The sequence below is a fragment of the Mesorhizobium hawassense genome, assembly GCF_003289945.1.
GTDB lineage: Bacteria > Pseudomonadota > Alphaproteobacteria > Rhizobiales > Rhizobiaceae > Mesorhizobium > Mesorhizobium hawassense.
Genome location: NZ_QMBP01000013.1, coordinates 104,450 through 131,002 on the forward strand (window position 1 = coordinate 104,450; position 26,553 = coordinate 131,002).

General features: G+C 63.4%; 22 protein-coding genes and 1 pseudogene. 19 read left to right on the plus strand and 4 right to left on the minus strand.

What is annotated here, in order from left to right; translation table 11 throughout:
• Positions 1–19: 19 nt before the first annotated feature.
• The gene (locus DPM33_RS24295; RefSeq protein ID WP_112099937.1) at positions 20–1,852 is read right to left on the minus strand and encodes an ATP-binding protein; all 1,833 of its coding nucleotides are present in this window, start codon (positions 1,850–1,852) and stop codon (positions 20–22) included.
• A gap of 150 nt (positions 1,853–2,002) precedes the next feature.
• On the opposite strand from DPM33_RS24295, the gene DPM33_RS24300 reads away from it, so the two are divergent.
• The 3 genes and pseudogenes from DPM33_RS24300 to DPM33_RS37100 all read left to right on the plus strand — a co-directional run.
• Positions 2,003–2,569: a helix-turn-helix domain-containing protein gene (locus DPM33_RS24300; protein ID WP_112099938.1), complete on the plus strand. Its 567-nt coding sequence runs from the start codon at positions 2,003–2,005 to the stop codon at positions 2,567–2,569.
• Between the two features lie 5 nt (positions 2,570–2,574).
• Positions 2,575–2,883 carry a hypothetical protein gene (locus DPM33_RS24305; RefSeq protein ID WP_112100043.1) on the plus strand — a complete coding sequence of 103 codons (309 nt, stop codon included), beginning with the start codon at positions 2,575–2,577 and terminating at the stop codon, positions 2,881–2,883.
• A gap of 20 nt (positions 2,884–2,903) precedes the next feature.
• Positions 2,904–3,002, plus strand: a pseudogene (locus DPM33_RS37100) (GNAT family N-acetyltransferase); the annotation flags it as partial.
• On the opposite strand, the gene DPM33_RS24315 reads toward DPM33_RS37100, so the two are convergent.
• Positions 2,994–3,878, minus strand: a complete 885-nt coding sequence (locus tag DPM33_RS24315; protein ID WP_245442353.1) for a LysR family transcriptional regulator — start codon at positions 3,876–3,878, stop codon at positions 2,994–2,996. The pseudogene DPM33_RS37100 and the gene DPM33_RS24315 overlap by 9 nt on opposite strands.
• Positions 3,879–3,989: 111 nt before the next feature.
• Between DPM33_RS24315 and tmpA the strand changes: the two genes are divergently transcribed.
• Together tmpA and tmpB are read left to right on the plus strand one after the other, a co-directional pair.
• Entirely contained in the window at positions 3,990–5,141 is a 1,152-nt protein-coding gene (gene tmpA, locus DPM33_RS24320) for a 2-trimethylaminoethylphosphonate dioxygenase (protein ID WP_112099940.1), read from the plus strand.
• Positions 5,138–5,728: a (R)-1-hydroxy-2-trimethylaminoethylphosphonate oxygenase gene (gene tmpB, locus DPM33_RS24325; protein WP_112099941.1), complete on the plus strand. Its 591-nt coding sequence runs from the start codon at positions 5,138–5,140 to the stop codon at positions 5,726–5,728. Before tmpA ends, tmpB begins: the two co-directional genes overlap by 4 nt.
• A 200-nt stretch (positions 5,729–5,928) precedes the next feature.
• Here the strand turns inward: tmpB and DPM33_RS24330 are convergent, their stop codons facing one another.
• Entirely contained in the window at positions 5,929–7,731 is a 1,803-nt protein-coding gene (locus tag DPM33_RS24330; protein ID WP_112099942.1) for an NAD(P)/FAD-dependent oxidoreductase, read from the minus strand.
• Positions 7,732–8,174: 443 nt separating this feature from the next.
• Here DPM33_RS24330 and DPM33_RS24335 point away from each other — a divergent pair, with 443 nt between their 5' ends.
• The 10 genes from DPM33_RS24335 to DPM33_RS24380 all read left to right on the plus strand — a co-directional run bounded on the left by DPM33_RS24335 (position 8,175) and on the right by DPM33_RS24380 (position 20,139).
• Positions 8,175–9,956 carry an acetolactate synthase 3 large subunit gene (locus tag DPM33_RS24335; protein ID WP_112099943.1) on the plus strand — a complete coding sequence of 594 codons (1,782 nt, stop codon included), beginning with the start codon at positions 8,175–8,177 and terminating at the stop codon, positions 9,954–9,956.
• Between the two features lie 83 nt (positions 9,957–10,039).
• The gene (ilvN, locus tag DPM33_RS24340; RefSeq protein WP_027169049.1) at positions 10,040–10,615 is read left to right on the plus strand and encodes an acetolactate synthase small subunit; all 576 of its coding nucleotides are present in this window, start codon (positions 10,040–10,042) and stop codon (positions 10,613–10,615) included.
• Between the two features lie 107 nt (positions 10,616–10,722).
• Positions 10,723–11,319 carry a LysE family translocator gene (locus tag DPM33_RS24345; RefSeq protein ID WP_112099944.1) on the plus strand — a complete coding sequence of 199 codons (597 nt, stop codon included), beginning with the start codon at positions 10,723–10,725 and terminating at the stop codon, positions 11,317–11,319.
• 357 nt (positions 11,320–11,676) lie between these two features.
• Positions 11,677–12,972, plus strand: coding sequence for an efflux RND transporter periplasmic adaptor subunit (locus DPM33_RS24350; RefSeq protein WP_112099945.1), 1,296 nt, complete (start codon positions 11,677–11,679; stop codon positions 12,970–12,972).
• Positions 12,969–16,121 (plus strand): efflux RND transporter permease subunit, encoded by a 3,153-nt coding sequence (locus DPM33_RS24355; RefSeq protein ID WP_112099946.1) that lies wholly within the window; start codon positions 12,969–12,971, stop codon positions 16,119–16,121. The genes DPM33_RS24350 and DPM33_RS24355 overlap by 4 nt, the downstream gene beginning before the upstream one ends.
• A gap of 146 nt (positions 16,122–16,267) precedes the next feature.
• Positions 16,268–16,873 (plus strand): nitrile hydratase subunit alpha, encoded by a 606-nt coding sequence (gene nthA / locus DPM33_RS24360; RefSeq protein ID WP_112099947.1) that lies wholly within the window; start codon positions 16,268–16,270, stop codon positions 16,871–16,873.
• Positions 16,870–17,529: a nitrile hydratase subunit beta gene (gene nthB / locus DPM33_RS24365; protein ID WP_112099948.1), complete on the plus strand. Its 660-nt coding sequence runs from the start codon at positions 16,870–16,872 to the stop codon at positions 17,527–17,529. Before nthA ends, nthB begins: the two co-directional genes overlap by 4 nt.
• Positions 17,516–17,860 carry a nitrile hydratase accessory protein gene (locus DPM33_RS24370; RefSeq protein ID WP_112099949.1) on the plus strand — a complete coding sequence of 115 codons (345 nt, stop codon included), beginning with the start codon at positions 17,516–17,518 and terminating at the stop codon, positions 17,858–17,860. The genes nthB and DPM33_RS24370 overlap by 14 nt, the downstream gene beginning before the upstream one ends.
• 139 nt (positions 17,861–17,999) lie before the next feature.
• Positions 18,000–18,869: a translation factor GTPase family protein gene (locus DPM33_RS24375; RefSeq protein ID WP_167449199.1), complete on the plus strand. Its 870-nt coding sequence runs from the start codon at positions 18,000–18,002 to the stop codon at positions 18,867–18,869.
• A 142-nt stretch (positions 18,870–19,011) separates the two neighbouring features.
• Positions 19,012–20,139, plus strand: coding sequence for an ATP-dependent DNA helicase (locus DPM33_RS24380; RefSeq protein ID WP_112099951.1), 1,128 nt, complete (start codon positions 19,012–19,014; stop codon positions 20,137–20,139).
• Positions 20,140–20,152: 13 nt separating this feature from the next.
• On the opposite strand, the gene DPM33_RS24385 is transcribed toward DPM33_RS24380, so the two are convergent.
• Positions 20,153–20,548, minus strand: coding sequence for a SpoIIAA family protein (locus DPM33_RS24385; protein WP_112099952.1), 396 nt, complete (start codon positions 20,546–20,548; stop codon positions 20,153–20,155).
• Between the two features lie 109 nt (positions 20,549–20,657).
• Here DPM33_RS24385 and DPM33_RS24390 point away from each other — a divergent pair, with 109 nt between their 5' ends.
• The 4 genes from DPM33_RS24390 (at position 20,658) to DPM33_RS24405 (ending at position 26,548) form a co-directional block, all read left to right on the plus strand.
• Positions 20,658–21,398 (plus strand): pyridoxine 5'-phosphate synthase, encoded by a 741-nt coding sequence (locus DPM33_RS24390; protein ID WP_112099953.1) that lies wholly within the window; start codon positions 20,658–20,660, stop codon positions 21,396–21,398.
• 173 nt (positions 21,399–21,571) lie between these two features.
• Positions 21,572–23,398, plus strand: a complete 1,827-nt coding sequence (locus DPM33_RS24395; RefSeq protein ID WP_245442360.1) for a potassium transporter Kup — start codon at positions 21,572–21,574, stop codon at positions 23,396–23,398.
• 146 nt (positions 23,399–23,544) lie between these two features.
• On the plus strand, positions 23,545–25,461 hold the full coding sequence (locus DPM33_RS24400) for a potassium transporter Kup (RefSeq protein ID WP_112099954.1): 1,917 nt from the start codon (positions 23,545–23,547) through the stop codon (positions 25,459–25,461).
• 46 nt (positions 25,462–25,507) lie between these two features.
• On the plus strand, positions 25,508–26,548 hold the full coding sequence (locus DPM33_RS24405) for an SDR family oxidoreductase (protein WP_112099955.1): 1,041 nt from the start codon (positions 25,508–25,510) through the stop codon (positions 26,546–26,548).
• The last annotated feature ends 5 nt before the right edge of the window (positions 26,549–26,553 follow it).

The window sequence follows — 26,553 nt, forward strand, 5'->3', positions numbered from 1 at the left end:
TGGCTGTGAGGTTGGTCGATCAGTCGTTCAACTGGCGCATGCCGAAGGTCGAAGGCTTCAGACCGTAGCGCGTGTCGAAATCGTCGTCGGGCTGTCCTCGCGAGGCGGAGGCTGGCTTCTTATAGTCCGGATCGCCGGCTTGCCGGGTCGAGTCCACCGCCTCGGCGAAGGCCATGGACTGGGTCGGCTTCGGCACGTTGCGCAGCCGCTCGACGACCATGGCGAGGTCGACGTCGTTGCCTAGCTCGTCCTGTTCGGCCTGTTCGCCTTTTGCCGTGCCGGGGATGAATTCCTGCGCCAGCTTTTCGAACTTCAAGCGCATGGTCGTTGCCACGCCTTCGCCGAAGGCGATGGCTTCGCGCTGACCCATCGACGACAGGAACGCCAGCGTCGAGGCCGAAGAGTCGGCGATCGCCGAGCGGATGATCGCCTGGTCCTGCTCGTTGGCGAGGCGCATTGCGAAGAAGGTCGAGCATTGCGACAGGATGGTTGGATCTAGCTCGCCCGGGCGCTGGGTGACGACGCCGAGGTAGCAGCCATATTTGCGGCCTTCCTTGGCGATGCGCGACAGCGCGTGCCTCGTCGGCGCGAAGCCGAGGCGCGGATCGGCCGGCATGTAGCGATGCGCTTCCTCGCATAGCAAAAGCAGCTTCAGCCGGCCCTCGCTCCACAGCGCCAGGTCGAAGGCCAGGCGCGCCAGCACCGAGCACACCGAGTTGACGACTTCCGAAGGCATGCCCGCCATCTCGAAGCAGGTCACCGGTCGGCCGTGGCTGGGGACGCGGAAAATATTGCCGATCGTTTCGTGGATGGTGTCCTCGATCAGCCGCGAATTGAACATGAAGCGATAGCGCGGGTCCGCGGCCGCCGATTCGATGCGCGTCTTCAGCGACTTCAATGTCGGGCGGTCGTTCTTGCTTTCCAGCATGCCCATGCGCTCGTCGATCTGCTTGATGAGATCGGCGATGCGATAAGGCACCGGCGTGTCGGCGGTCAGCGCGTCGCTGCCGCGCCTGATGTAAGTCCCGGAATTCGGGTTGCGGTAGAGGTTCTTGGCGGCCGGTATCAGGTCGCGCAGCGCGTCGACCTCTTCCGGCACCGTCTCGCGCCCGCGAAACAGCACTTCGGCGAATTCTTCCAGCCTGAACATCCAGAACGGCAGGTCGAGCGTCTTGGAATCGACCTTGACGCAATATTCCGGCAGCGAGGCGGCAAACTCGTTGTGCGGGTCGAGGATGAGCACGCGCAGGTCCGGACGCGCCTCGATCGTCTTGCGCAAGAGCAGCGAGACCGCGGTCGATTTGCCGACGCCGGTGGTGCCGACGATGGCGAAATGGCGCGCCAGCGTGTCGTCGATGGCGATGTTGGCGTCGATCGATTCATCCTGGGACAGCGTGCCGATGGTTACCGAATGGCGCCCGGCCAGATCGTAGACAGCCTGCAGGTCGCGGGTGCGGATGCGATGGGCTACGGCGCCGATATGCGGATAGGTGGTAATGCCGCGGTCGAAGAAAGGTTTGGCGCCGGGCTCGGCGCTGTCGCGCACTTCGCCGACCAGTTCGACGCTGACCTCGATCGGATTCTGCCCGTCGTGATTCCAGGCGCGATCCGACTTGCCAATGGCGTAGACGAGGCCGACGGTTCGTGTCGACCCGAGATTGATGGAGATCATCTTGCCGACTGTCCAAAGGCCGGTGACCGCGCCTTCGATGTCCTCGGCATGGGCGCTGATGGTGGCGCGCGCGCCGTCGCATTGCACGACATTGCCCAGAATGCGCTTGTCGTTCTGTTGGATGTTGCGGCGTTCCTGCGAGGTCGGTTCTCCAACGGAAGCTTCGCGTTCAACAAACATATGCCCTGGTCCCATTCCCCTGCAGCAGGACCCTATCCAATCGGGGTTAAAGTCAGGTGATGTCGAATGGTGTAGGCGGTGTTAAGCCAGCCGCGACAATTCGATCGAACAGCCTCTTCCCAGCTAGTGCAATTTCGATATATTGGACGAATGGATGATATATCGAATGACATTAGCGCTACGATCGGCAGACGGGTCCGCTCCGAAAGGACGGTGAGGGGCTGGTCGCTGGCCGAGCTCGCCGGGCGCTCGGACGTGTCGAAGGCGATGCTGAGCGCCATCGAGCGCGGCACGACCAGTCCGACAGCGGCGCTGCTGGTGCGCATCGCGGCGGCCTTCGGCATGACGCTGTCGACGCTGATCGCCCGGGCCGAGATGCAAGGCGGCGGCGTTTCGCGCAAGGGCGAGCAGCCGGTCTGGCAGGATCCGGCAACCGGCTACATCCGCCGGCATCTGTCGCCGGCATCGCAGATGCCGCTCGAGCTGATCAGGGTCAGCCTGCCGGCAGGCGCCAGGGTGAGCCTTCCGGCCGCGTCCTACGCCTTCATCAAGCAGCAGATATGGCTGATCGCGGGAAGGCTCGATTTCACCGAGGGCGATGTGGTGCACAGGCTGGAGCCCGGCGACTGCCTGGCGCTGGGCGCGCCGTCGGACTGCGTCTTTCATGCTCCCGGGCCGGAGGCGGCGGAATATCTCGTGGCGCTGGTCAGGGATTGATCGCGGTGCCTCGCCGACCAAAACGCTCGCACAATGGCGGGCCGCCGCTCGACGACTATGACGGCCCGCCCTGGGGAAAGGGCGACGCCTATATTTTCCTCGCCTGGCGCGCCGCCCATGACGAGGCCTGGAAGGCGCCAAGCCATGCCGTCATGCTGATGCGGCTGGAAAGGGCCGAGCGGCTCGGGCTGACCTATGAGGAATATACGCTCGAGATCCTGGAGCGCGGCCGCCATCTCAGCGAGGACGACGCCGAGCGCATCGCCGAAATCAAGCGGGCGCGACGGCGCAAGCGGATCAGCCATTTCGAATGACCTTGTGCCCGATGCCAACTGGTGAGATCCCGGACTTCGCCCTGAAACCGCATGGCGGGCTGACCGGCACTCTCATCTACTGGAAGCGGATAGGAACAGCGGCCCGCGCGCTATCTTGAATTTTCGGCAATTCGCGACAGGAGCCAGCGGCGAAAATCCTGCTCGGCGCCGGACAGCCGCGATGATGACGGTCTTGTCAGGAAATGGCCCGATGGGCTCGACAGCTCGAAATCCGAAAGCCTGACGAGCGTATTGTCCCTGAGCGCGGCGTCGACCAGCGGCCGGGAGCCCAGCAGTGCTCCGGCGCCGGCCTTCGCCGCTTCCATGGCGGCGACGAAACTGTCGAAGCGATGCGAGCGCCGGGAATGGCCGGCAAGCGCCGCGGCCGCAAACCATTCAGCCCACATCTCGCGCGCGCCGGCGACCAGAAGCAACGGCAACGATGTCCAGTCACCATCGCGGGCGAGCGTCGGCGCCGCGACCGGGACAAGCCGCTCGACGGTCAGCCGGTCGGCTTCGCGCCCGGGAAAGGATCCGTTGCCGAAGCGTATGTCGAGCGCCGAGCCCGGCTGGTCGTAGTCGGTCGGCCGGTGGATGGTCACCAGGTCGAGCCTGACCCGCGGCAGCGCCTTGGCCAGGTCGGGAAGGGCCGGGACCAACACCAGCAGCGCGAAGGAGATGGGAACGCGGATGCTGACGGTCTGTACGGCGCGAGGCTCGAACAGCTCGTTCGTGCTGTTGCCGATGGTCGCGAATGCCGACTGGATGTGGGGCAGGTAGGCCGCGCCCTCCGGTGACAGGGCCACGCCGCGCGCTAGCCGCGCGAACAGTCGCGTCTTGAGTCGCTCTTCCAAAAAGCGGATGTGCTGGCTGACGGCGGCCTGGGTGAGCCCGAGCTCGGTCGCCGCGGCGGTGAAATTCGACAGGCGCGCGGCTGCCTCGAAACTGCGCAGCCAGTCGAGAGGAGGCATCGTATCGAACGCCTTTCCAGCCATCAGAAATTCAGTGCCATTACCCGAAAAACGATAATTTGAATTATGCCTTCAACGACGTCAGTTTGCAATCCGTGCTCGCAACGGCGAGTAGAAGATGGGAGTTTCCGGAACATGCTGACAAGGGTAACGCTGGGCGACGGTGGGCGAACGATCGAGCTTGGCTGGCAGGATGGAGCGAGTAGCCGCTTCCATGCCATGTGGCTGCGCGACAATGCGCTCGACGACAAGACGCGCAGTGCCGGCAACGGCCAGCGGCTGATCACCATCCTCGATATTCCCTCCGAGACGCGGATCGGCGCGGCCGCGATCAAGGGCGAGGTGCTCGAAGTCACCTTCGTTCCGGAAGGCAAGACCGTCGGCTTTCCCGCAGGCTGGCTGTGCAGCCATGTCTACGACTGCCAGGAGGCTCGCCAACCTGGCTGGACGGGCGGCGACATACGGCGCTGGACGAAAGCCATGATGCAGAATTCCGTGCCGCGCGCGGCCTATACCGAGGCCAGCCGCGACGGCAATGTGCTGCGGCAATGGTTGGCCGCGGTGCGCAGTTACGGCTTTGCCGTCATGGACGGCCTGCCCGCCGAATCCGGCGCGCTGTGCAAGGTCGCCGATCTCTTCGGCTATATCAGGGAGACCAATTACGGGCGCTGGTTCGAGGTGCGCGCCGAGGTCAATCCGAACAATCTCGCCTACACCAATCTCGGGCTGCAGGCGCATACCGACAATCCCTACCGCGACCCGGTGCCGACGCTGCAGATTCTCGCCTGCATCGAGAACACGGTCGAGGGCGGCGAATCCAGCGTCGTCGACGGGTTTGCTGTGGCGGCAGCGCTGCAGGCCGAAAACCCCGAGGGCTTCCGGCTGCTCTGTTCCTATCCGGCGCGCTTCGAATATGCCGGCTCGTCGGGCGTGCGGCTGCAGTCCAAGCGGCCGATGATCGAACTCGGGCCCGATGGCGAGCTGATCTGCATCCGCTTCAACAACCGCTCGCTGGCGCCGGTCGTCGACGTGCCGTTCGCCGAGATGGACACTTACTACGCGGCCTATCGCCGGTTCGCCGAACTGATCGAGGATCCGGCTTTCGAGGTGACCTTCAAGCTCGAGGCGGGGCAATCCTTCATCGTCGACAACACGCGCGTCATGCATGCGCGCAAGGCGTTTTCGGGCAGCGGCAAGCGTTGGCTGCAAGGCTGCTACGCCGACAAGGATGGCCTGCTGTCGACGCTGGCCGCGATCGAGCACGGTTTCAAGGAGGCTGCCGAATGAACCCGAGCGAATTGAACGCCGGCAACATCGTCGAGTTCATCGCCGACATCTTCGAGCGCCGCGGCGCCGAATCCTATCTTGGCGAACCGGTGACCATGTCGGAGCATATGCTGCAGGGCGCGTGGCTGGCCGAGCAGGACGGCGCGCCGGAAGAACTGGTGGCGGCAGCACTGCTGCACGACATCGGCCACTACACCAGCGAGTTCGGCACCTATTCGCCCGACGACGTCGAGGACAAGCACCATGACGAGGCGGGCGGCGAGGTGCTTGCGCCTTTCTTTCCGCCGGTCATCGTCGAATGCGTGCGGCTCCACGTCTCGGCCAAACGCTATCTGTGCGCTACCGATCCGACCTATTTCGGCAAGCTGTCGCCGGCCTCGGTGCACACGCTGTCGCTGCAGGGCGGGCCGATGAGTGCCGAGGAAGTGGCCGAGTTCCGCAGCAATCCATTCCACGACGAAGCGGTGCGCGTGCGCATCTGGGACGAGGGCGGCAAGGTCGCCGACATGAAGACGCGCGCCTTTCGGGACTACATGCCGTTGCTGGAGCGCGTGGTGAAAAAGTTCGCGGCGGAAAAGGCTGCGTAGAGGGCGGCGCAGCCTGGAGGGAGAGCTATGTGTTTCTGCTTCGACGGCGAACACGCATTGGTGACATATCAGCCGGATGGATGCAGAGAATTCCTGCCGGCCGAAAGCGCTGGCGCATCAGATGAAGGCAGAGCATTGTCGACCGTTCAGCAAAGGCGAGGCAAGCGCGACGCCTTTGCTGGAAAGGGTTCGGAAGTCGTCTATCCCTTGTGATGAACTTCTTGCAGTCCATAGACCGGCGTCGCGATGCCTTCCTGCCTGGCCTTCAGCTGCAGCGACAGGAACTGCGAATAATGGCGCGACTGGTGCAGGTTGCCGCCGTGGAACCAGAGCGCTTCCTGCTGCGTCGGCTTCCACATATTGCGCAGTTCGCCTTCCCAGGGGCCGGGATCCTTGGTGGTACTCGAACCCAGGCCCCAGCATTTGCCGACCTTGTCGGCCACCTCTTTTGAGATGAGATCCGCCGCCCAGCCGTTCATCGACCCGTAGCCGGTCGCGTAGACGATGAGATCGGCCGGCAATTCGGTGCCGTCGCTGAGCAGCACCGAATGCGCCTTGATCTCCGTAACGTCGACGCCGCTCTTCAGCTTGATCGAACCGTCGATGATCAGCTGCGAGGCGCCGACATCGATGTAGTAGCCGGAGCCGCGCCTCAGATATTTCATGAACAGGCCGGACTCGTCATCGCCCCAGTCGAGCATGAAGCCAGCCTTCTCCAATCCTTTATAGAAGGCCGCGTCGCGCTTCTTCATCTCGGCATAGGCCGGGATCTGGAACTCGTGCAGGATCTTGTAGGGCAGCGAGGCGAAGATCAGGTCGGCCTTGGCGGTGGTGATGCCGTTCTGCACCGCCTGCTCGGAGTAGAGCGAGCCCAGGCCGATCTCCATCAACGTGTCCGATCTGGAGATATGGGTGCTTGAGCGCTGGACCATGGTGACGTCGGCGCCGGCTTCCCAAAGCGCTGCCGATATGTCGTGAGCGGAGTTGTTCGAACCGATCACCACTGCCTTCTTGCCGACATAGGCGTCGGGGCCGGGATGCTGCGAGGAGTGGTGCTGGTCGCCCTTGAAGTTTTCCATGCCTTTGAATTTGGGCAGGTTGGCCTTGGCGGACATGCCGGTGGCCAGCACCAGCTGCTTTGGCTTCAGCGTGATGTCCTTGCCGTCGCGACGCACCACGACGGTCCATTCCTTCTTCTTGTCGTCATAGGACGCGCTCCTGGCCTCGGTCGACGACCAGTAGTTCAGCTCCATGACCTTGGTGTACATCTCCAGCCAGTCGCCGATCTTGTCCTTGGGCGAGAAGACCGGCCAGTTCCTGGGGAAGTCGATATAGGGCAGGTGATCGTACCAGACCGGGTCATGCAGGCAGAGCGACTTGTAGCGCTTGCGCCAGCTGTCGCCGGCGCGCTCGTTCTTCTCGACGATGATGGTCGGCACGCCGAGTTGCCTGAGCCGCGCGCCGAGCGCGATGCCGCCCTGGCCGCCGCCGATGATCACGGTGTAGGGCTGCGTCTTGAAGCCGAGTTCCGCCGCTTCCTTCTCGCGCTCTTCCTTCCAGGTTGGACGGTTCTTGCCGGAGCCGTGCTTGGCGCCCATCGGCCGCGCGAAACCCGCCGGCTCTTCATGGCCTTTCAATTCGGCCATGGTGGTCAACAATGTCCAGATCTTGCCGTCCTTCAGCCTGATATGGCCGAAGCCGCGCGCCACCTCCGTCTCGAAGCTGATCCAGCCGTCGATAAGCCCGTCCGTCTCGGTGGCGTCCTCGCCCTTGGCGATGGCGAAATGCGAGGGCTTCGTCTTCGACAATTGGCTCTTCAGCATGTCGCGGACCTGGTCGCGGCCCTCCATGGTCTTGATGTTCCAGGTGAAGGTGACGAGGTCGCGCCAGTAGCAGTCTTCCTGGAAACAACCGACGGCCTTGTCTATGTCGCCGGCGGCAAGGGCGCCGCCGAATGTATCGAGCAGGTCGGACAGCTTTTTGTTGGGAGCTTTGTCGAGCATGAATTTCCTCCGGGATTAGCAACGCTTCTTGGTCGAGCGGATGTGACCGGGCGGGGCGGTCCGGCATGGACGAAGTATCCCGTCAAAAGCTTCGCCGCGTCACGCCCTCCAATAGTTTGACGTATTTTCAAGGCCTTATCGGAAACCCGGTCGGCTATTGCCGGTCAATGGCCGGAGCGAACGCTCTACAAAAGCCGCCAGCTTCATTCGCGTTCATGCCATTCAGATTGACCGTTGACAGGGGCGCGAAACCAACCTTATTGTCCGCGACCATGAAAACGGCACTCATTCTCGTAGGCAGGCGCGTGGGCAAGGCGGTGTAACCGCCGGGCGAAAACCTCCCATGCGCATCACACAGGCTCCCTCGGGGGCCTTTTTTATTGCCTGAAATCCAACTAAACGACCAGCAAACGCCAGACGGCGGACAGTACGGGACCAGACCGATGAGCAATGGACAGAACGAGCGGCGCGAAATGACGGGCGCCGAAATGGTGGTGCAGGCGCTGAAGGACAATGGCGTCAAGCATGTCTTCGGGTACCCGGGCGGCGCCGTTCTCCCGATCTACGATGAAATTTTTCAACAGGACGAGGTCGAGCACATTCTGGTCCGGCACGAGCAGGGCGCCGGCCACGCCGCCGAAGGCTATGCGCGCTCGACCGGCAAGGCAGGCGTGCTGCTGGTCACGTCCGGTCCCGGCGCCACCAATGCGGTGACACCGCTGCAGGACGCGCTGATGGATTCCATTCCGCTGGTCTGCCTCACCGGCCAGGTGCCGACCTCGCTGATCGGCTCCGACGCCTTCCAGGAATGCGACACGGTCGGCATCACGCGGCCCTGCACCAAGCACAACTGGCTGGTGAAGGACGTCAACGAGCTCGCCGCCACCATCCATGAAGCCTTTCATGTCGCGACCACCGGTCGCCCCGGCCCGGTCGTGGTCGACATTCCGAAGGACGTGCAGTTCGCCAAGGGCATTTACGTGCCGCCGCAGACGGCGCCGCGCACCAGCTACCAGCCGAAGGTCCAGGGCGACCTGGAAAAGATCAAGGCCGCGGTCGAGCTGATGGCCGGCGCCAAGAAGCCGATCATCTATTCGGGCGGCGGCGTCATCAATTCCGGCCCGGAAGCAAGCCATCTGCTGCGCGAGCTCGTCGATCTCACCGGCTTCCCGATCACCTCGACGCTGATGGGTCTCGGCGCCTATCCGGCATCGGGCAAGAACTGGGTCGGCATGCTGGGCATGCACGGCACCTATGAAGCCAACATGGCGATGCATGATTGCGACGTGATGATCTGCATCGGCGCGCGCTTCGACGACCGCATCACCGGCCGGCTCACAGCCTTTTCGCCGAACTCGAAGAAGATCCATATCGATATCGATCCGTCCTCGATCAACAAGAACGTCCACACCGATGTGCCGATCATTGGCGATGTCGGCCGCGTGCTGGAGGACCTGGTGCGGCTGTGGCGGGCGACCGCCAAGACCGACAAGAAGGCGCTCTATCCATGGTGGGAGCAGATCGCGAAATGGCGCGCCAGGGATTCGCTCGCCTACAAGATGAACAACGACGTCATCATGCCGCAATATGCGATCCAGCGGCTCTACGCGCTGACCAAGGATATGGACACCTACATCACCACCGAGGTGGGCCAGCACCAGATGTGGGCGGCGCAGCACTATCACTTCGACAAGCCGAACCGCTGGATGACCTCCGGTGGGCTGGGCACGATGGGCTACGGCCTGCCGGCCGCGCTCGGCGTGCAGATCGCGCATCCCGATGCGCTGGTCATCGACATCGCCGGCGATGCCTCGGTGCAGATGACGATGCAGGAGATGAGCTCGGCGGTGCAGTATGAGGCGCCGATCAAGATCTTCATCCTGAACAACCAGTATATGGGCATGGTGCGGCAGTGGCAGCAGCTGCTGCACGGCAACCGCCTGTCGCATTCCTACACCGAGGCGATGCCGGATTTCGTCAAGCTGGCGGAAGCCTATGGCGGCCACGGCATCCGCTGCGACAAGCCGGACGAGCTCGACGACGCGATCCGGGAGATGATCTCGGTGAAGAAGCCGGTGCTGTTCGACTGCCGCGTGGCGACTCTGGCCAACTGCTTCCCGATGATCCCGTCCGGCAAGGCGCATAACGAGATGCTTCTGCCCGACGAGGCCACCGACGAGGCAGTGGCCAATGCCATCGATGCCAAGGGCAGGGAACTGGTGTAGGCAGCCACAAAGGCGGGGCTGTCGCGAGAAAGCCGTGCGCAAACAGAGAATTAGCTCAAAAGTCTGAAATCGAGATTCACGTCATGAACGCACAGCACCTTCAACCGACCGGCTCCGCCTATTTCATCGCCAAGGAAACCGAGAAGCCGGAAACGCATACGCTTTCCGTGCTGGTCGACAATGAACCGGGCGTGCTTGCCCGCGTCATCGGCCTGTTCTCCGGGCGCGGCTACAACATCGAAAGCCTGACCGTCTCCGAGACCGAGCACGAGAAGCATCTGTCGCGCATCACCATCGTGACGCGCGGCACGCCGCATGTGATGGAGCAGATCAAACATCAGCTCGAGCGCATCGTTCCGGTGCACCGGGTGGTCGACCTGACCGTGCGCTCGCATGAGCTTGGCCAGGAGCGGCCGCTGGAGCGCGAGCTGGCGCTGGTCAAGGTCGCCGGCACCGGCGATGCCCGTGTCGAGGCGCTTCGCCTCGCCGATGCCTTCCGCGCCTCGGTCATCGACGCCAACACCGAGCATTTCATCTTCGAGATCACCGGCAAAGGCTCCAAGCTCGACCAGTTCATCGCCATCATGAAGCCGCTCGGCCTGGTCGAGATCTGCCGCACCGGCGTCGCCGCGATGAACCGCGGCCCGCAGGGAATGTGATCGGGGGCGATCAGTCCGTTTTCAGCTTTTGGTCCGGCCGTTGCCCGCTTCTGGCTTTTGCGCGTTTGCTAAAAGGACAGTAGAGCTGACATATCTGGGAGGATATCATGTCGGCTGACGCCTTCCTTGGCCTTTTGGTCTATGCCCTCGTGACCTCGATCACGCCGGGGCCGAACAATTTCATGCTGCTGGCGTCCGGCGTCAATTTCGGCATCGTCAGGACGATTCCGCATATGCTGGGCATCAGCATCGGCTTCTTCGTCCTGCTGCTTGCCGTGGGCTTCGGCCTAGGCGCGGTGCTCACGGCGGTGCCTGCGCTGCATACCGCGCTGAAGGTCGCGGGCGCGGCCTATCTGCTCTGCCTTGCCTGGAAGATCGCGAAGTCGCGTTCGCTGAGCGGCAAGGGCGAGGCGGAAGCGAAGCCGATGCGTTTCATCGACGCGGCGGCCTTCCAGTGGGTGAACCCCAAGGCGTGGGTGATGGCGATCACCGCCATGGCCGTCTACACCAACGTCGACCATCCGTTCGTCTCGGTGGTGCTGATCTCCGCTGCCTTCGCCATCGTCAACCTGCCCAGCGTCTCCATCTGGGCCGGTTTCGGCACGGCGCTGCGCGGTTTCCTGTCGGATCCCGTGCGGCTGAGATGGTTCAACATCGCCATGGGCATATTGCTCGCGGCTACTCTGTGGCCGATGCTCCGTTAGATGCGTCGATATTCAGGTGAGGCCGGTCTGCAAACGCTGGCTTTCTGCGCTTCCGGTGCTCACGTACGAAAAGTACGCTCCGCTCCGGTTCTCGAAAGCCACCGTTTTCGACTCGGCCTGACCTGAATCTCAACACATCTGGCAGCTTTTCGGATAGCTTGGAGGGCGGTTCACGGACGGCTTAGCCGGCTGCCTAACCTTTGTGCACTGCACATTAAATCTTCGTAATGCCGCGTTTTGGCCCTTTTCCGCCAAAGCCTTGTCCTATCTATTCGGCGAAAATCGCGGCAAAGGGCCGTGAATCGAGCTAAGATGGACCACCGGGATCGGCGTGTCGGGTAGAGGGTTTATTTGTCGATGCGCGGGAAGATCGCCTTTGCAGTTGTTGCGGTCGCCTGTCTGGCGGGCGCCGGGCTCTATTATTCGCCCACGACGCTCGCCAAGGTCCAGCAGCTGATTTCGGGCAAGCAGGCCGCCGCGGACAAGACGGCGAGCGGCGACAAAACAGCCAAGGCCCCGGACAATTCGAAAGGCGACAATGCGAAGGGCGGCGGCGCGCGTTCCGCCTCGATCGTTTCGGCCACCGCAACGATCGCCGATTTCCCGATCCGCCGCTATGCCATCGGCTTCGTCTCCTCGCCGGCGGTGGTCAGCATCAATGCCCGGGTCTCCAGCCAGATCGTGTCGATCGCGGTCAAGGACGGTCAGATGGTCAAGGCCGGCGACCTTCTGTTCTCGCTCGACGACCGCGCGCTGAGGGCGCAACTCGCCAAGGACCAGGCGACGCTGGTCAAGGACCAGGCGATGCTGGTGAGCGCCCAGGCCGATCTGGAGCGCGCCAAGAGCCTCGTCGCCAAGCAGGCCGGCACGCAGCAGACCTACGATCAGGCACTGGCGGCCCAGAAGGCCGCGGCCGCGACCATCGACGCCGACAAGGCGACCATCGATGCCGATACCGTGCAATTGAGCTACGCGACCATCTCGGCGCCGATCGGGGGCAGGCTGGGCGCCGTGAACGTGTCGGTCGGCGATCTCGTCACCACCAGCAACGGCAACTCCAGCAGCTCGACGCCGCTGGTCACCATCACGCAGATGGACCCGCTGCAGGTGAATTTCACGCTGCCGGAAAGCAACCTTGCCTTGCTGCACAAGGCGCTCGCCGATCCGCAGCAAGGCGGCGTGACGCTGACCAAGGATGGGGTTCCGACGCCGATCGGCAAGGGCACGCTCGATTTCGTCGATTCCAGCGTCGATACGGCCTCCGGCACCATCGCCACGCGGGCGAGCATCCCGAACCCGGATCTCTCGCTGTGGCCCGGCCAGTATGTCAACGTCGTGCTCGACGCCGGCACGATGCCGCAAATGACCTCGGTGCCAACGGTGGCGGTGCAGCCCAGCCAGAAGGGTCCGTTCGTCTATGTCGTCAAGCCGGACAACACGGTCGAAATGCGGCCCGTGCAAGTGGCGCTGACGGTGGGCGACAACAGCGCCATCAGCGACGGTCTCAAGAGCGGCGAAAAGGTCGTCGTCGAGGGCCAGACACGATTGAAGAACGGCGCGGCGGTACATGAGGGCAAGGCCGCGGCCGGATCCGGCGACCAGGCTGCGCCCAAGGTCGCTCAGGCCGGCAAGCCCGGCGGGGCTGCCCAATGATCTCCGAATTCTGCATCCGCAGGCCTGTCGCGACACTCTTGATGTCGTTCGCCCTCGTGCTGGGCGGTATCTTTGCCTACAAGTTCCTGCCGGTGGCGGCGCTGCCCAGCGCCGAATTCCCGGTGGTCAACGTCTCGGCCCAATTGCCCGGCGCTTCGCCGGAAACCATGGCGACGTCGGTGGCGACGCCGCTGATCAAGCAATTCGCGACGATTGCCGGCATCGATTCGATCTCGACCACCAACTCGCTCGGCCAGACCTCGATCGCCATCCAGTTCGTGCTCAACCGCGATATCGACGCGGCGGCCGCGGACGTCCAGGCGGCGATCGCGCGCACGCAAAAATCGCTGCCGCCGGAAATGACGGCGCCGCCGAGCTACCGCAAGGTCAATCCGGCCGACGCGCCGATCCTGCTGATGTCGCTGGTGAGCGATACGGTCCCGCTGACCGATCTCGACGCCTTTGCCGAAAACGTCATCTCGCCCTCGCTGTCGACCATCGACGGCGTGGCGCAGGTCTCGATCTTCGGCCAGCAGAAATATGCCGTGCGCATCCAGATCGATCCGACCGCTCTCGCCGCGCGCGGAATCTCGATCGACCAGTTGCAGGCCGCCGTCGCTTCCGCCAACAGCAACACGCCGCTCGGCGTGCTGCAGAACGACAAGCAGCAGCTGACGATCACCGCCAACACGCAGCTTACCGACGCTGCCGGCTTCTCCAACCTCATCATTGCCACCAAGAACGGCCATCCGGTGCGGCTGGGCGAGGTGACGCGCGTCGTCGATTCCGTGCAAACCACGACGACGGCGAGCTGGTATGACGGCACCCGCGCGATCATCATGGCCGTGCAGCGCCAGCCCGACGCCAACACCGTCGACGTCGTCGACAAGGTCAAGGCGATGCTGCCGTCCTTCCAGGACCAGATGCCGGCGGCGGCCTCGATCAAGCTGCTCAACGACCGCTCGACCTCGATCCGCCAGGCCGTCGACGACGTCCAGTTCACGCTGCTCTTGACCATCGGGCTGGTGGTGATGGTGATCTTCGTCTTCCTGCGCAGGGTGACGGCGACGATCATTCCCGCGGTGGCGGTGCCGATCTCGCTCATCGCCACGCTCGGCGCAATGTTCCTGTTCGGCTTTTCCATCGACAACATCTCGCTGATGGGGTTGACGCTCGCGGTCGGCCTCGTCGTCGACGACGCCATCGTCATGCTCGAAAACATCTTCCGCCACATGGAGGAGGACGGGCTGTCGGCCTTCGATGCCTCGCTGAAGGGCGCGCGCGAGATCGGCTTTACCATCATCTCGATCTCGATCTCGCTGGTGGCGGTGTTCATCCCGGTGCTTTTGATGGGCGGCGTCATCGGCCGCATCTTCAACGAATTCGCCGTCGTGGTGACCGTCGCCATCCTGGCGTCGATGTTCGTGTCGCTGACGCTGACGCCGATGCTTTGTTCGCGGCTGCTGTCGGTGACGAAGGCGGATCGCGAGGCTCATGGCGCCGGCCACAGGCACGACATCGTCACGCGCAGCTATGACTGGCTGTTGAGCTTTTGCCTGCGCCACACCTTCCTGATTTTCCTGGTCTTCGTCGCCACCGCGGCGGCGTCGGTGTGGGTGATCCAGGTCTCGCCGAAGGGCTTCTTCCCGCAGGAGGATATCGGCCAGATCTCGGTGACGACGATCGCGCGCCAGGACATCTCGTTCGACGCCATGGCGAAGCTGCAAGGGCAGGTGGCAAGCGTGTTCTCGAAGTCGCCCTATGTCGACCATGTGGCGTGGTCGGCGGGCAGCGGCAACAATGCGCTCAACCAGGGGCAGCTCTTCGTCCAGCTCAAGAGCAAGGACAAGCGCCCCGACATCGAGAAGGTGCTTTCGGATCTGAGGCGCCAACTGGCCGGCGTGGCGGGCATCGAGACCTATATGCAGCCGGTGCAGAACCTGCGGCTGGGCTCCCGGCAGTCCGCCAGCGCCTACCAGCTCGTGGTTCAGGGGCTCGATACCGGCCAGACGGATATCTGGGCGCAGAAGCTCGATGATGCGATGGCGGCGGACCATACGACCTTCACCGACGTCACCAGTGACCTTCAGAACAACGCCTTGCAGGCGTCGCTGGTGATCGATCGCGACAAGGCCGCCCAGCTCGGCATCGATACCGATACGCTGCGTTCGGCCCTTTATGGCGGCTTCGGCACCGACCAGGTCTCGACGATCTTCGGTTCGGCCGACAGCTATCAAGTCATCACCGAGCTCGATCCCAAGATCGAGTGGTCGCCGGAGCATATGCTGGCCATCCAGGTGCGGACGACCAGCGGCAGCCTGGTGCCGCTCGGCGCTTTCGCCCGCGTCGACCGCACGGCCGGCGCCCTGACCGTCAACCAGCTTGGACAGCTGCCGGCGGTGACCATCTCCTACAATCTGCCGCAAGGCGTGTCGCTCGGCGACACGGTGACCCGCATCGATCAGCTCAAAGAGCAGATCGGCATGCCGACGGCGATCTCGACCAGCTTCGCCGGCACCGCCAAGACCTTCCAGGATTCGTTGGCCAACCAGGGCCTACTGATCGGCGGCGCCATCCTGACGATCTATATCGTGCTCGGCATGCTCTATGAGAGCTTCATCCACCCGCTCACCATCCTCACCGGCCTGCCGTCGGCGGTGCTGGGCGCGGTGGTGGCGCTGCGCTTCGCCGGCATGGATCTTTCGGTGATCGCGGTGATCGGCATCCTGATGCTGATCGGCATCGTCAAGAAGAACGGCATCATGATGGTCGACGTCGCGCTGGAGCTCAGGCGACAGGGCATGTCGGCGAAGGAGTCCATCCACAAGGCCTGCCTGATGCGTTTCCGACCGATCATGATGACGACGCTGGCAGCACTCATGGGCACGTTCCCGATCGCGCTCGGCACCGGCGCCAGCGCCGAATTGCGCCAGCCGCTCGGCGTCGCCGTGGTCGGCGGCCTGCTCGCCTCGCAGGCGCTGACGCTGTTCGTCACGCCGGTGATCTATGTCTATTTCGAAAACTTCTCCGGCTGGCTGCTCAGCTTCTCGCCGAAGAAGAGCCAGCCGGCGCTGCATGTGGTGGAGAGGGGCGAGCAACCCTCGCTGTTCGATGGCGAAGCCGAGCCGAAGAAGATGGCGGCCGAGTAGGAGCATGATCCCGAAAAGTTGCAGACTTTTCGGACAAGATCATGCCTCAGAAAACAAACCTGGAGCGAAGCCTCAGTTTCGCTCCAGTTCCACTGGCCCAAGGCGTGGCGCTTGCGGCCAACCGCGGCCGATCCTAGTTTGGGGTCATGACCCACGATCATGATCCCGACAATGAGCTCGACCCGTTCGCGGCGCGGGTGCGCGCGCTGGAGACGATCCTCACCGAAAAAGGCTTGATCGATCCTGCAGCCATCGACGTCATCGTCGACACTTACGAGACGAAGATCGGCCCACGCAACGGCGCCAGGGTGGTGGCGAAAGCGTGGAGCGATCCGGTTTACGCCGAATGGCTCAAGCGCGACGCGACGGCGGCGATCGAATCGCTCTCCTATAGCGGCCGCCAGGGCGAGCATATGCAGGCCGTGTTCAACACCGAGGAGACACACAACCTCGTCGTCTGCACGCTGTGCTCCTGTTATCCGTGGTCGGTGCTTGGCCTGCCGCCGGTCTGGTACAAGGCGCCGCCTTACCGCTCGCGGGCGGTGATCGATCCACGTGGCGTGCTTGAGGAATTCGGGCTGACGCTGCCGGCGCAGAAGAAGATCCGCGTCTGGGATTCGACCGCCGAGCTTCGCTATCTCGTGGTGCCGATGCGGCCCAAGGGCACGGACGGCTGGAGCGAGGAGCATTTGGCCGATCTGGTTAGCCGCGATGCGATGATCGGCACGGCTTTGGCCAGGGAACCGGCATGAACGGACCACAGGATCTCGGCGGGCAGATGGGTTTCGGGCCGGTCGCGCCCGAGATCGACGAGCCCTATTTCCATGCTGCATGGGAGCGGCGGGCGCTTGGCGTGACGCTCACCGCCGGCGGCATGGGCGCCTGGAACATCGACGAGAGCCGGCACGCACGGGAATCGCTGCATCCGGCCGACTATTACTCTTCGAGCTACTACCAGATCTGGATCAAGGCGCTGGAGACGCTGCTCAAGCGCCACGGCTTCGTCACCGAGCGCGACCTTGCCGCCGGCAAGGCGGTCGATGCAGCCGCCACGCCGAAAAGAGTTCTGATCGCGGCAGACGTGGCGGCAGTGCTCGCCAAGGGCGGGCCGTGCGACCGTCCGGTCGATACCCCGGCTCGTTTCCGGGTAGGCGATCGCGTGCGGATGAAGAATTTCAACCCGACCGGACATACGCGCCTGCCACGTTATGCACGTGGCAAGATGGGCACCATCGAGGCCGTCCGCGACGGCTTCGTCTTTCCGGACAGCAACGCGCATGGGCGCGGCGAGAACCCGCAATGGGTCTACACGGTGGTATTCGACGGAACGGAAGTCTGGGGCGAGGGCGCCGATCCGACATTGACCGTCTCCATCGATGCCTGGGAGAGCTATCTTGAGCCGGCATGAAGGCGCGTTGCCGGCAGGTTTCGACGAGCCGGTCTTCGCCGAGCCGTGGCAGGCTGAAGCGTTCGCCCTGACGGTTGCGCTGCACGGCAAGGGCCTGTTTTCGTGGAGCGAGTGGGCGGAGGCCTTGTCGGCCGAGGTGAAGCAGCCGGGCGCGGCGAGTGATGGCCACGATTACTATGAGCATTGGCTGGTGGCGCTGGAAAAGCTGCTCTCGCGAAAAGGGGTTGCCGGCAAAGGCGAGGTCGATGAGCTGGCTGCCGCTTGGGAACGCGCCGCGCACGCCACGCCGCACGGGAAGCCGATCCTGCTGGAAAACGATCCCGGACGCTGACAACCCTGGCCGTGCGCCGTCTGATCCAGTTCAACTTCCGTTACCTTAGCCCCGGCTTTGTATCCGGCGCCCGGTTGCATATATTTGAGCTGCCTGCGACCATCCGGTCATTATGGAAAAACCCGGCGCTCCATGGCCTTTGCTGCAAATCGCGATCGAGGCGAAGTCCAAGGCCGATCAGGAGAAGTTTTTTATTGCCCTGACAACGCTGGCCGATGAGGATCCCGACTTCCGCATTGCATGGGATGAGGAGGCCGGCCAGACGATCGTCGCTGGCAGGGACGAGCGTCACTTCGACATAATCGTCCAGCGCCTGCGCGACGAGTTCGAAATCGGCGTCCATGTCGGCGCACCGCAAGTGGCCTATCGCGAGACGATCACCCGTGCCCGCGAACAGGACTATACGCACAGGAAGATTTTCGCCGGCCAGGGACAGTTCGCCTGCGTCAAGATTCTGTTCCAGCCGAACGGGCAGAACGCGGATTTCGTGTTCATGTCGAGAGTTCCCGACAGCGCTTTTCCGGGTGATTATGCCGCCGGAGTCGAAAAAGGGCTGCGCACCATCCTGGTCTCGGGTCCCTATGCCGGCTTCCCGATGATCGGTATCAAGGCGACGTTGGTGGATGCCGCCCACCATCACACCGACTCTTCAGCTTCCGCTTTCGAGAGCGCCGGCCGTGCCTGCTTCAAGGAAGCTGCGCCCAGCCTGGGCGTGCGATTGCTCGAGCCGATCATGAAGGTTGAAGTGGTGACGCGGCATGATTATGCCCGCGATATCGTCGTCGATCTGAAGAACCGCCGGGGCAAGATCGAGGGTCAAGAAACTCGGGGTATGGACATTGTAATCAATGCGCTTGTGCCGCTCTCGACCATGTTCAAGCTGGAAGATGCGCTCCGGTCCTGTTCGAAAGGCCAAGCGCGCTTGACGGTCAGTTATGCCGGATACGCACCTCTCCCGGACGACGATGACGACCCGCCCGCCGCCGCGATGGCTCTTGCCCGGCGCTGATGGGTTAAAACACTTTGTTCTCTTTACGTTCTAGTTTGCGGCTGATGGCCTGAATTGTTGGAAGCGCGAACGTCCGCAGCCGACAACGGCCGATATGTCGGCCAATCTTGTCTTTCGCTTGCGAATCCGGTCTGTCGCACTGATGGAATTTTCTCCCCAACAGGACGAGGCACTGAAGGCGGTCGGGCGCTGGCTCAAAGAGGGCCGGCCGCAGATCTTTCGCCTGTTCGGCTATGCCGGCACCGGCAAGACGACGCTGGCGCGCTATTTCGCCGAGCATGTCGACGGCCAGGTGCAGTTCGCCGCCTTCACCGGCAAGGCCGCCCAGGTGCTCCGCTCCAAGGGCGCCACCAATGCCCGCACCATCCATTCGTTGATCTACCGGCCGAAGGGCGAGGAATCGGTCGAGGACGAGGTGACCGGCAAGACCTCGATGTCGCCGACCTTTTCACTCAACCGGCAAAGCCCGATTTCGCGCGCGAAGCTCGTCGTCATCGACGAGTGCTCGATGGTCGATGAACAACTCGGCCGCGACCTGCAGAGTTTCGGCACGCCGATCCTGGTGCTGGGCGATCCGGCACAGTTGCCGCCGATCTCGGGCGGCGGCTTCTTCACCGAGCACGAGCCTGACGTGCTGCTGACGGAGATCCACCGCCAGGCGCGCGACAATCCGATCATCCGGTTGGCGCTCGACGTGCGCGAGGGCCGCGAATTCATGCATGGGGATTACGGCACGGCGCAGGTGATCGGCAGGGAAGGCGTCAACCAGGATCTGGTGCTCAAGGCCGACCAGGTGCTGGTCGGCACCAACCGCACGCGCCGGCGCTATAATCAAAGGCTGCGCGAGCTGAAGGGGTTCAATGCCGATTTTCCACAGGCCGGCGACAAGCTGGTCTGCTTGCGCAACGATCCTGCCAAGGGGCTGCTCAACGGCTCGCTGTGGAAGGTGATGACCTCGTCGCGCGAGACGGTGAAGCCGGGCATCAACCTGCTGGTCTCGCCGGAAGAGGACGATCCCGACCGCGGCGTCGCCAAGATCAAGCTGCTCAAGGCGGCCTTCGAGGATCCGGATGCCGAGATCCCCTGGCAGCAGAAGAAGCGCTTCGACGATTTCGACTATGGCTATGCGCTGACCGTGCACAAGGCGCAGGGTTCGCAATGGAACGACGTCGTGCTGTTCGACGAGAGCTGGGCCTTCAAGGAGACCCGGCAGCGCTGGCTCTACACCGCCATTACGCGCGCCGCCGAGCGGCTGACGGTCGTGCGCTGACGTTTGCTGGGCATCACGTCGGTCTCGCGCCGAGCCATTGCCAGGCGGCTTCCTCATCGCCCACGTCAAAGCGTTTGAATTCGAAAGGCAGCGCCTTGGGGAAAACGCCGGTGACGAGGGAAGCCCAACGCGGGTCGCCGATGACCACGCAGCGCACGACGTGCTCCATCGCTCCGGCCATGCCTTGCTTCAGCGTTTCTTCCGAAATGTTGGCCCAGTCGACGCTTTCCGCGTCGGTCAGCCGCACCAGCACGTCTATCCTCGGATGCAGCGCATAGGCGGCCTCGAGCAGGCCGAACAGGTTTTCCGCGTCGGCCGGCGAGACATCGCCGACGACGTCGATGGCGAAAAGCGCGTCGCGATTGGTTTCGATGCGGCGGACCGCCGGCACGGCTTCGAGGAAATTCAACGGCAAATCCTTATGTTGGCCACCATCTATCTCCTGGAACACCCGAAACCCTGTATCTGTTCCCTTGAAAGGCGGTATAGATGCCCGCCGATCCACTGGACCCCAGTTCATGCCCGCCAAGCTTTCGGTCAACCTCAACGCCATCGCCATGCTGCGCAACCGCCGCGACCTGCCGTGGCCGAGCGTCATCGGCATTGGCCGTCTGGCGCTCGCCGCCGGCGCGCATGGGCTGACGGTGCATCCCAGGCCCGACGAGCGGCACACCAGGCATTCCGACCTGCCCGAGATCAGGGCGCTGATCGACGACGAGTTTCCGAAGGCGGAATTCAACATCGAGGGCTATCCGAGCGAGGATTTCCTGGCGCTTGTCGAGAAGAACCAGCCCGAGCAGGTGACGCTCGTGCCGGATGATCCGGCGCAGGCGACATCGGACCATGGCTGGAACTTCGTCGCCCAGGCGGCGTTCCTCACACCGATCGTCAAGCGATTGAAGAAAAGCGGATTGCGCGTGTCGCTGTTTTCCGACGCGGACACGGAAGGGATAAATGCGGCCCGCGATACCGGCGCTGACCGTATCGAGCTCTATACCGGCCCCTATGGCGGCTTTCACTCCGATTCCGAGAAGGCGGCGAAAGAACTGGAACGATTGGGAAAAACCGCGGACGCCGCATTCGTGGCCGGACTTGGCGTCAATGCCGGCCACGACCTGACCGTGCAAAACCTGCCGGCATTGGCCAGACGCATCCCGGCATTGGCCGAAGTATCGATCGGACATGGGTTGACAGCGGATGCGCTGGAGTATGGCATGGCCGGCACGGTCGGGCGGTTCTTGAAGGCCTGCGGATGGTAGGGCGCCTTGCGTAATTTCGGCGGTTTTGGTGCGTCCGGCGCGTTGCGGCGACCCCGGAGCGTGGCGAATCCGGTGACGTGGGGTTCGTGGTGCTAGCCAACGCCGGCGAAACAGAATCGCTCGAACGTTCGGGCCATGCCGAAAGCGAGCGGCAGCACAGCACCAAGGTGCTCATGCTTGGCGCGCTGGGCGTCGTCTACGGCGATATCGGCACGAGCCCGATCTACGCCTTCCGAGAAGCGCTGCACGCGTCGTCGAGTTCGGTTGCCCGCCATGACGTGCTCGGCGTGCTGTCGCTGATCGTCTGGGCGCTGACGATCATCGTCACGATCAAGTACGTCGCCTTCGTGCTCAGGGCCGACAACAAGGGCGAGGGCGGCACGCTGTCGCTGATGGCGCTGGCGCGCAGCGCCTATCCGCCAGGCTCCAGGCTCATCCTGGTGATCGGCCTTTGCGGCGCGGCACTGTTCTTCGGCGATTCGATCATCACCCCGGCGATCTCGGTGCTGTCGGCGGTCGAAGGCTTGGAAGTCGTCACGCCGGCGCTCGACGCCTTCGTGGTTCCGATCACGCTCGTCATCCTGGCGGTGCTTTTCGCCGTGCAGCGCTTCGGCACCGGCAAGGTGGCCGCGGTGTTCGGGCCGGTGACGGCGACATGGTTCTTGGCGATCGGCGCGGCCGGCCTCTATCACATCGTCGACGATCCATCCGTCTTCCTGGCGATCAATCCGTATTACGCGATCTACTATCTCGCCACCACGCCGACGGGCGCCTTCGTCACCGTCGGCGCCGTGTTCCTGGCGGTTACCGGCGCCGAGGCGCTTTATGTCGACCTCGGCCATTTCGGCCGCAAGCCGATCGTGATGGCATGGTTCGCAATCGTCTTCCCGTGCCTGCTGCTGAATTATTTCGGGCAAGGCGCCTTCGTACTCTCGCATGGCGGCAAGCCGACCAACCCGTTCTTCCAGATGCTGCCCGAATGGGCGCTGATGCCGATGGTCGGCCTGGCGACGGCGGCCACCGTCATCGCCAGCCAGGCGGTCATTTCCGGCGCCTTCTCGCTGACCAGGCAGGCCGTGCAGCTCAACCTTCTACCGCGCATCGAGGTGCAGCACACGTCCGAGATGCAGAGCGGCCAGATCTACATGCCGCGGGTCAACCTGCTGGTGGCGCTCGGCGTGATGCTCCTGGTCGTCGGTTTCGGCAGCTCAAGCGCGCTGGCCGCCGCCTACGGCATTTCGGTCACCGGCGAGATGCTGATGACGACGATCCTTTTGTTCGTGGTGATGCGCTGGCTGTGGAAATGGCAGGTTGCGGCCGCGCTGGCCCTGGTGGTGCTCTTCGGCGTCATCGATCTCGGCTTCTTCTCGGCCAATGTCGTCAAGATCGTCGAGGGCGGCTGGGTGTCGATCACGGTCGCCTCTCTGATGGGGTTGATCATGTGGACCTGGATCCGCGGCACCCGCTATCTGTTCGACAAGACGCGCCGCAACGAGATCCCGTTGGACTTCCTGGCGGTGAACCTCCTGAAAAAGAAGCCGCAGCTGGTGTCGGGCACGGCGGTATTCCTGACCAGCGATCCGCTCAGCGCGCCCACGGCGCTGATGCACAGCCTGAAGCATTACAAGGTTCTGCACGAGAAGAACGTCATCCTGTCGGTGGTGACGGCGCCGCAGCCTGTGGTGCCGGACAGCGAGCGCGTGAAGATGGAGACGGTCAACGAGCTGTTCATGCGCATCACGCTGACCTTCGGCTATATGGAGCAGCCGAATATCCCGCGCGCTTTGGCCATCTGCCGCAAGCAGGGCTGGAAGTTCGACATCATGACGACGTCCTTCTTCTTGTCGCGTCGCTCGCTGAAGGCTTCGCCCAATTCCGGCATGCCGGTGTGGCAGGACAGGCTGTTCATCAGCCTTGCGCGCTCGGCCGCCGATGCGACGGAATATTTCCAGATTCCGACCGGACGGGTGGTCGAGATCGGCACGCAGGTCGCCATCTGATGAGACGATTTCCACCGGACGAACAAGCCCGGCCGTTCCGTATACTGAAAGCCGTGCGTCGGCGGCATGGGAGCCCTCACGCAAGGGCACTTGATATTGCACCGCAGCAAGCGTAGAGCACCGCGCGTTTTATCGGAGTGTCGTCCATGGCCCTTGCCAATGGTGCTGAGGCAGAACCCGCCGACCAGTCGAGCCACCCGGAAGTAGAGCAGCACAGCACCAAGGTGCTGATGCTGGGAGCGCTTGGCGTCGTCTATGGCGATATCGGCACCAGCCCGATCTACGCCTTTCGCGAAGCGTTGCATGCTTCCTCGGGCGGAGACGTCGCCAATCGCGCCGACATCCTGGGCGTTCTGTCGCTGATCATCTGGTCGCTGACGATAACGGTCACCATCAAGTACATCATGTTCGTGCTGCGCGCCGACAATCGCGGCGAGGGCGGCGTGCTGTCGCTGATGGCGCTGGCGCGCGGCACTTTTCCGACACGCTCGGCGATCGTGCTTGGCATCGGCATCGTCGGGGCGTCGCTGTTCTTTGGCGACGCGGTCATCACGCCCGCCATCTCGGTGCTGTCGGCGGTCGAGGGCATGAATGTCGTCACACCTGCCTTCCAGCCCTATGTCGTGCCGCTGACCCTTTTGATCCTTGCGATGCTGTTCGCCGTCCAGCGATTTGGCACCGGTGGGGTGGGTCTGGTGTTCGGCCCGGTGACGGCGGTCTGGTTTCTCGCCATTGGCCTGTCCGGCCTCAATCACATCATCGACGACCCGGAAATCCTCTGGGCCATCAGCCCGCATTACATCGTCGCCTTCCTGATCAATTCGCCGGACGTGTCTTTTGTCACCATCGGCGCGGTCTTCCTGGCCGTTACCGGCGCCGAGGCGCTGTACGCGGATCTCGGCCATTTCGGCCGCAAGCCGATCGTGCTGGCGTGGCTGGCGATCGTGTTTCCCTGCCTGCTTCTGAACTATGCCGGGCAGGGCGCCTATGTGCTCGCCAAGGGTGGCGTGGTCGGTCACCCGTTCTTCGAGATGAACGAGGGCTGGGCACTCATCCCGATGGTCGTGCTGGCGGCTGCCGCGACTGTCATCGCCAGCCAGGCGGTCATCTCCGGCGCCTATTCGCTGACCCGCCAGGCCGTGCAGCTCAACATGCTGCCGCGGCTCGAAATCCTGCATACGTCTGAGAAGCAGTCCGGCCAGATCTATATGCCGCGCGTCAACATGCTGATCGCGCTCGTCGTGATGATGCTGGTGGTCGGTTTCGGCGAATCCAGCAAGCTCGCCTCGGCTTACGGCATCTCGGTCACCGGCAACATGCTGGTGACGACGACCCTGCTGTTCATCGTCATGACCCGCATCTGGAAATGGAAAATCTGGCCGGCCGCCGCGCTGACGGCGGTGTTCGCGCTGATCGACGTCGGCTTCTTTGCTTCCAACATCGTCAAGGTGTTCGAGGGTGGTTGGGCCTCGCTCGCGGTCGCCTTCGCCATCATCCTCGGCATGTGGACCTGGGTGCGCGGCAGCCGCTATTTGTTCGACAAGACCCGGCGTAACGAAATCCCGCTCGATTTCCTGGCAGCCAACCTTCTGAAGAAGAAGCCGCAGGTGGTTTCCGGCACGGCGGTGTTCCTTACCAGCGATCCGCTCAGCGCGCCGACGGCGCTGATGCACAGCCTGAAGCACTACAAGGTGCTGCACGAAAAGAACGTCATCCTGTCGGTGGTGACGGCGCCGCAGCCGGTCGTGCCCGACAGCGAGCGCGTGAAGCTGGAGACCGTCAACGAGCTGTTCATGCGCGTGACGCTGACCTTCGGCTACATGGAACAGCCCAACATCCCGCGCGCTTTGGCGATCTGCCGCAAGCAGGGCTGGAAGTTCGACATCATGACCACCTCCTTCTTCCTGTCGCGGCGGTCGCTGAAAGCCTCGCCCAATTCCGGCATGCCGATCTGGCAGGACCGGTTGTTCATCGGTCTGGCGAAGACGGCGGCGGACGCGACGGAGTATTTCCAGATCCCGACCGGACGCGTCGTGGAGATTGGCACGCAGGTCGCGATCTGAGACACTGCATCGCATAGGCCGGTTCAGTGTCGAAGGGGAGGCGGGCATGAGCGGCGAGTTGGTGCTTGTGACCGGCGGTTCCGGCTTCCTTGGCGCTCATTGCATCCTGGCGCTTCTGAATGCGGGCTACCGTGTGCGCACGACGGTGCGGTCCGCCAAGCGCGAAGCCGATGTTCTCGCCATGCTGAAGGTCGGCGACGCCGAACCGGGCGATGCGCTTTCCTTCGCCCGTGCCGATCTCATGAACGACAAAGGCTGGCCCGAAGCGGTCGCCGGATGCCGGTACGTCCTTCACGTTGCCTCGCCGTTCCCGCCAGGCGTGCCGAAACATGAGGACGACCTGATCGTCCCGGCGAGGGAAGGGGCGTTGCGGGTGCTGCGGGCAGCGCGCGATGCCGGTGTCGAACGGGTCGTGCTCACCTCATCTTTTGCCGCCATCGGCTATGGCCAGACGCCGGTTGCCGGCCATCCGTTCACGGAAGAGAACTGGACCGATCTTTCGCAGAAGGTCAGCGCCTATGTGAAATCGAAGACGCTGGCCGAGCGGGCGGCGTGGGATTTCATCGCCGCCCAAGACGGCGCGTTGGAACTGGCGGTGGTCAATCCGGTCGGCATCTTCGGACCGGTCTTGGGGCCGGATCATTCGACGTCGACGGATTTCATCCGGCGTTTGATGGATGGCGAGATGCCGGGCCTGCCGCGCATGGTGTTCGGCGTGGTCGATGCGCGCGACGTCGCCGACCTGCATCTTCGCGCCATGACCAATCCCGCCGCCAAGGGCGAGCGGTTCCTGGCCATCAGCGGCGATTTCATGACGATGCTGGAGATCGCGCGGACGCTGAAGGCGCGGCTGGGCAACGCCGCATCGCGCATCACCACCAGAGTGCTGCCGGACTGGCTGGTCCGGATCGTCGGACTGTTCGACGGGCAGGCGGCCCAGATCGTGTCGGAACTGGGCAAGCCGAGGAACGCGACGAGCGCCAAGGCCAGGCGCTTGCTCGGCTGGACGCCGCGATCGCGCGAGGATGCGCTGGTTGCCACCGGCGAAAGCCTGATCCGGCTTGGATTGCTCAAGAAGTCGAAATAGCGCCC

Bases quoted from the DNA above. Each gene is read 5' to 3' on its own strand.
- DPM33_RS24390 (WP_112099953.1), top strand. From the start codon at position 20,658: ATGCCCGCCAAGCTTTCGGTCAACCTCAACGCCATCGCCATGCTGCGC.
- DPM33_RS24300 (WP_112099938.1), top strand. From the start codon at position 2,003: ATGGATGATATATCGAATGACATTAGCGCTACGATCGGCAGACGGGTC.
- DPM33_RS24295 (WP_112099937.1), bottom strand. From the start codon at position 1,852: ATGTTTGTTGAACGCGAAGCTTCCGTTGGAGAACCGACCTCGCAGGAA.
- DPM33_RS24350 (WP_112099945.1), top strand. From the start codon at position 11,677: ATGCGCGGGAAGATCGCCTTTGCAGTTGTTGCGGTCGCCTGTCTGGCG.
- DPM33_RS24355 (WP_112099946.1), top strand. From the start codon at position 12,969: ATGATCTCCGAATTCTGCATCCGCAGGCCTGTCGCGACACTCTTGATG.
- DPM33_RS24400 (WP_112099954.1), top strand. From the start codon at position 23,545: ATGGCCCTTGCCAATGGTGCTGAGGCAGAACCCGCCGACCAGTCGAGC.
- nthA (WP_112099947.1), top strand. From the start codon at position 16,268: ATGACCCACGATCATGATCCCGACAATGAGCTCGACCCGTTCGCGGCG.
- DPM33_RS24405 (WP_112099955.1), top strand. From the start codon at position 25,508: ATGAGCGGCGAGTTGGTGCTTGTGACCGGCGGTTCCGGCTTCCTTGGC.
- ilvN (WP_027169049.1), top strand. From the start codon at position 10,040: ATGAACGCACAGCACCTTCAACCGACCGGCTCCGCCTATTTCATCGCC.
- tmpA (WP_112099940.1), top strand. From the start codon at position 3,990: ATGCTGACAAGGGTAACGCTGGGCGACGGTGGGCGAACGATCGAGCTT.
- DPM33_RS24330 (WP_112099942.1), bottom strand. From the start codon at position 7,731: ATGCTCGACAAAGCTCCCAACAAAAAGCTGTCCGACCTGCTCGATACA.
- DPM33_RS24345 (WP_112099944.1), top strand. From the start codon at position 10,723: ATGTCGGCTGACGCCTTCCTTGGCCTTTTGGTCTATGCCCTCGTGACC.
- DPM33_RS24335 (WP_112099943.1), top strand. From the start codon at position 8,175: ATGAGCAATGGACAGAACGAGCGGCGCGAAATGACGGGCGCCGAAATG.
- tmpB (WP_112099941.1), top strand. From the start codon at position 5,138: ATGAACCCGAGCGAATTGAACGCCGGCAACATCGTCGAGTTCATCGCC.
- DPM33_RS24380 (WP_112099951.1), top strand. From the start codon at position 19,012: ATGGAATTTTCTCCCCAACAGGACGAGGCACTGAAGGCGGTCGGGCGC.
- nthB (WP_112099948.1), top strand. From the start codon at position 16,870: ATGAACGGACCACAGGATCTCGGCGGGCAGATGGGTTTCGGGCCGGTC.
- DPM33_RS24395 (WP_245442360.1), top strand. From the start codon at position 21,572: ATGCTTGGCGCGCTGGGCGTCGTCTACGGCGATATCGGCACGAGCCCG.
- DPM33_RS24315 (WP_245442353.1), bottom strand. From the start codon at position 3,878: ATGGCTGGAAAGGCGTTCGATACGATGCCTCCTCTCGACTGGCTGCGC.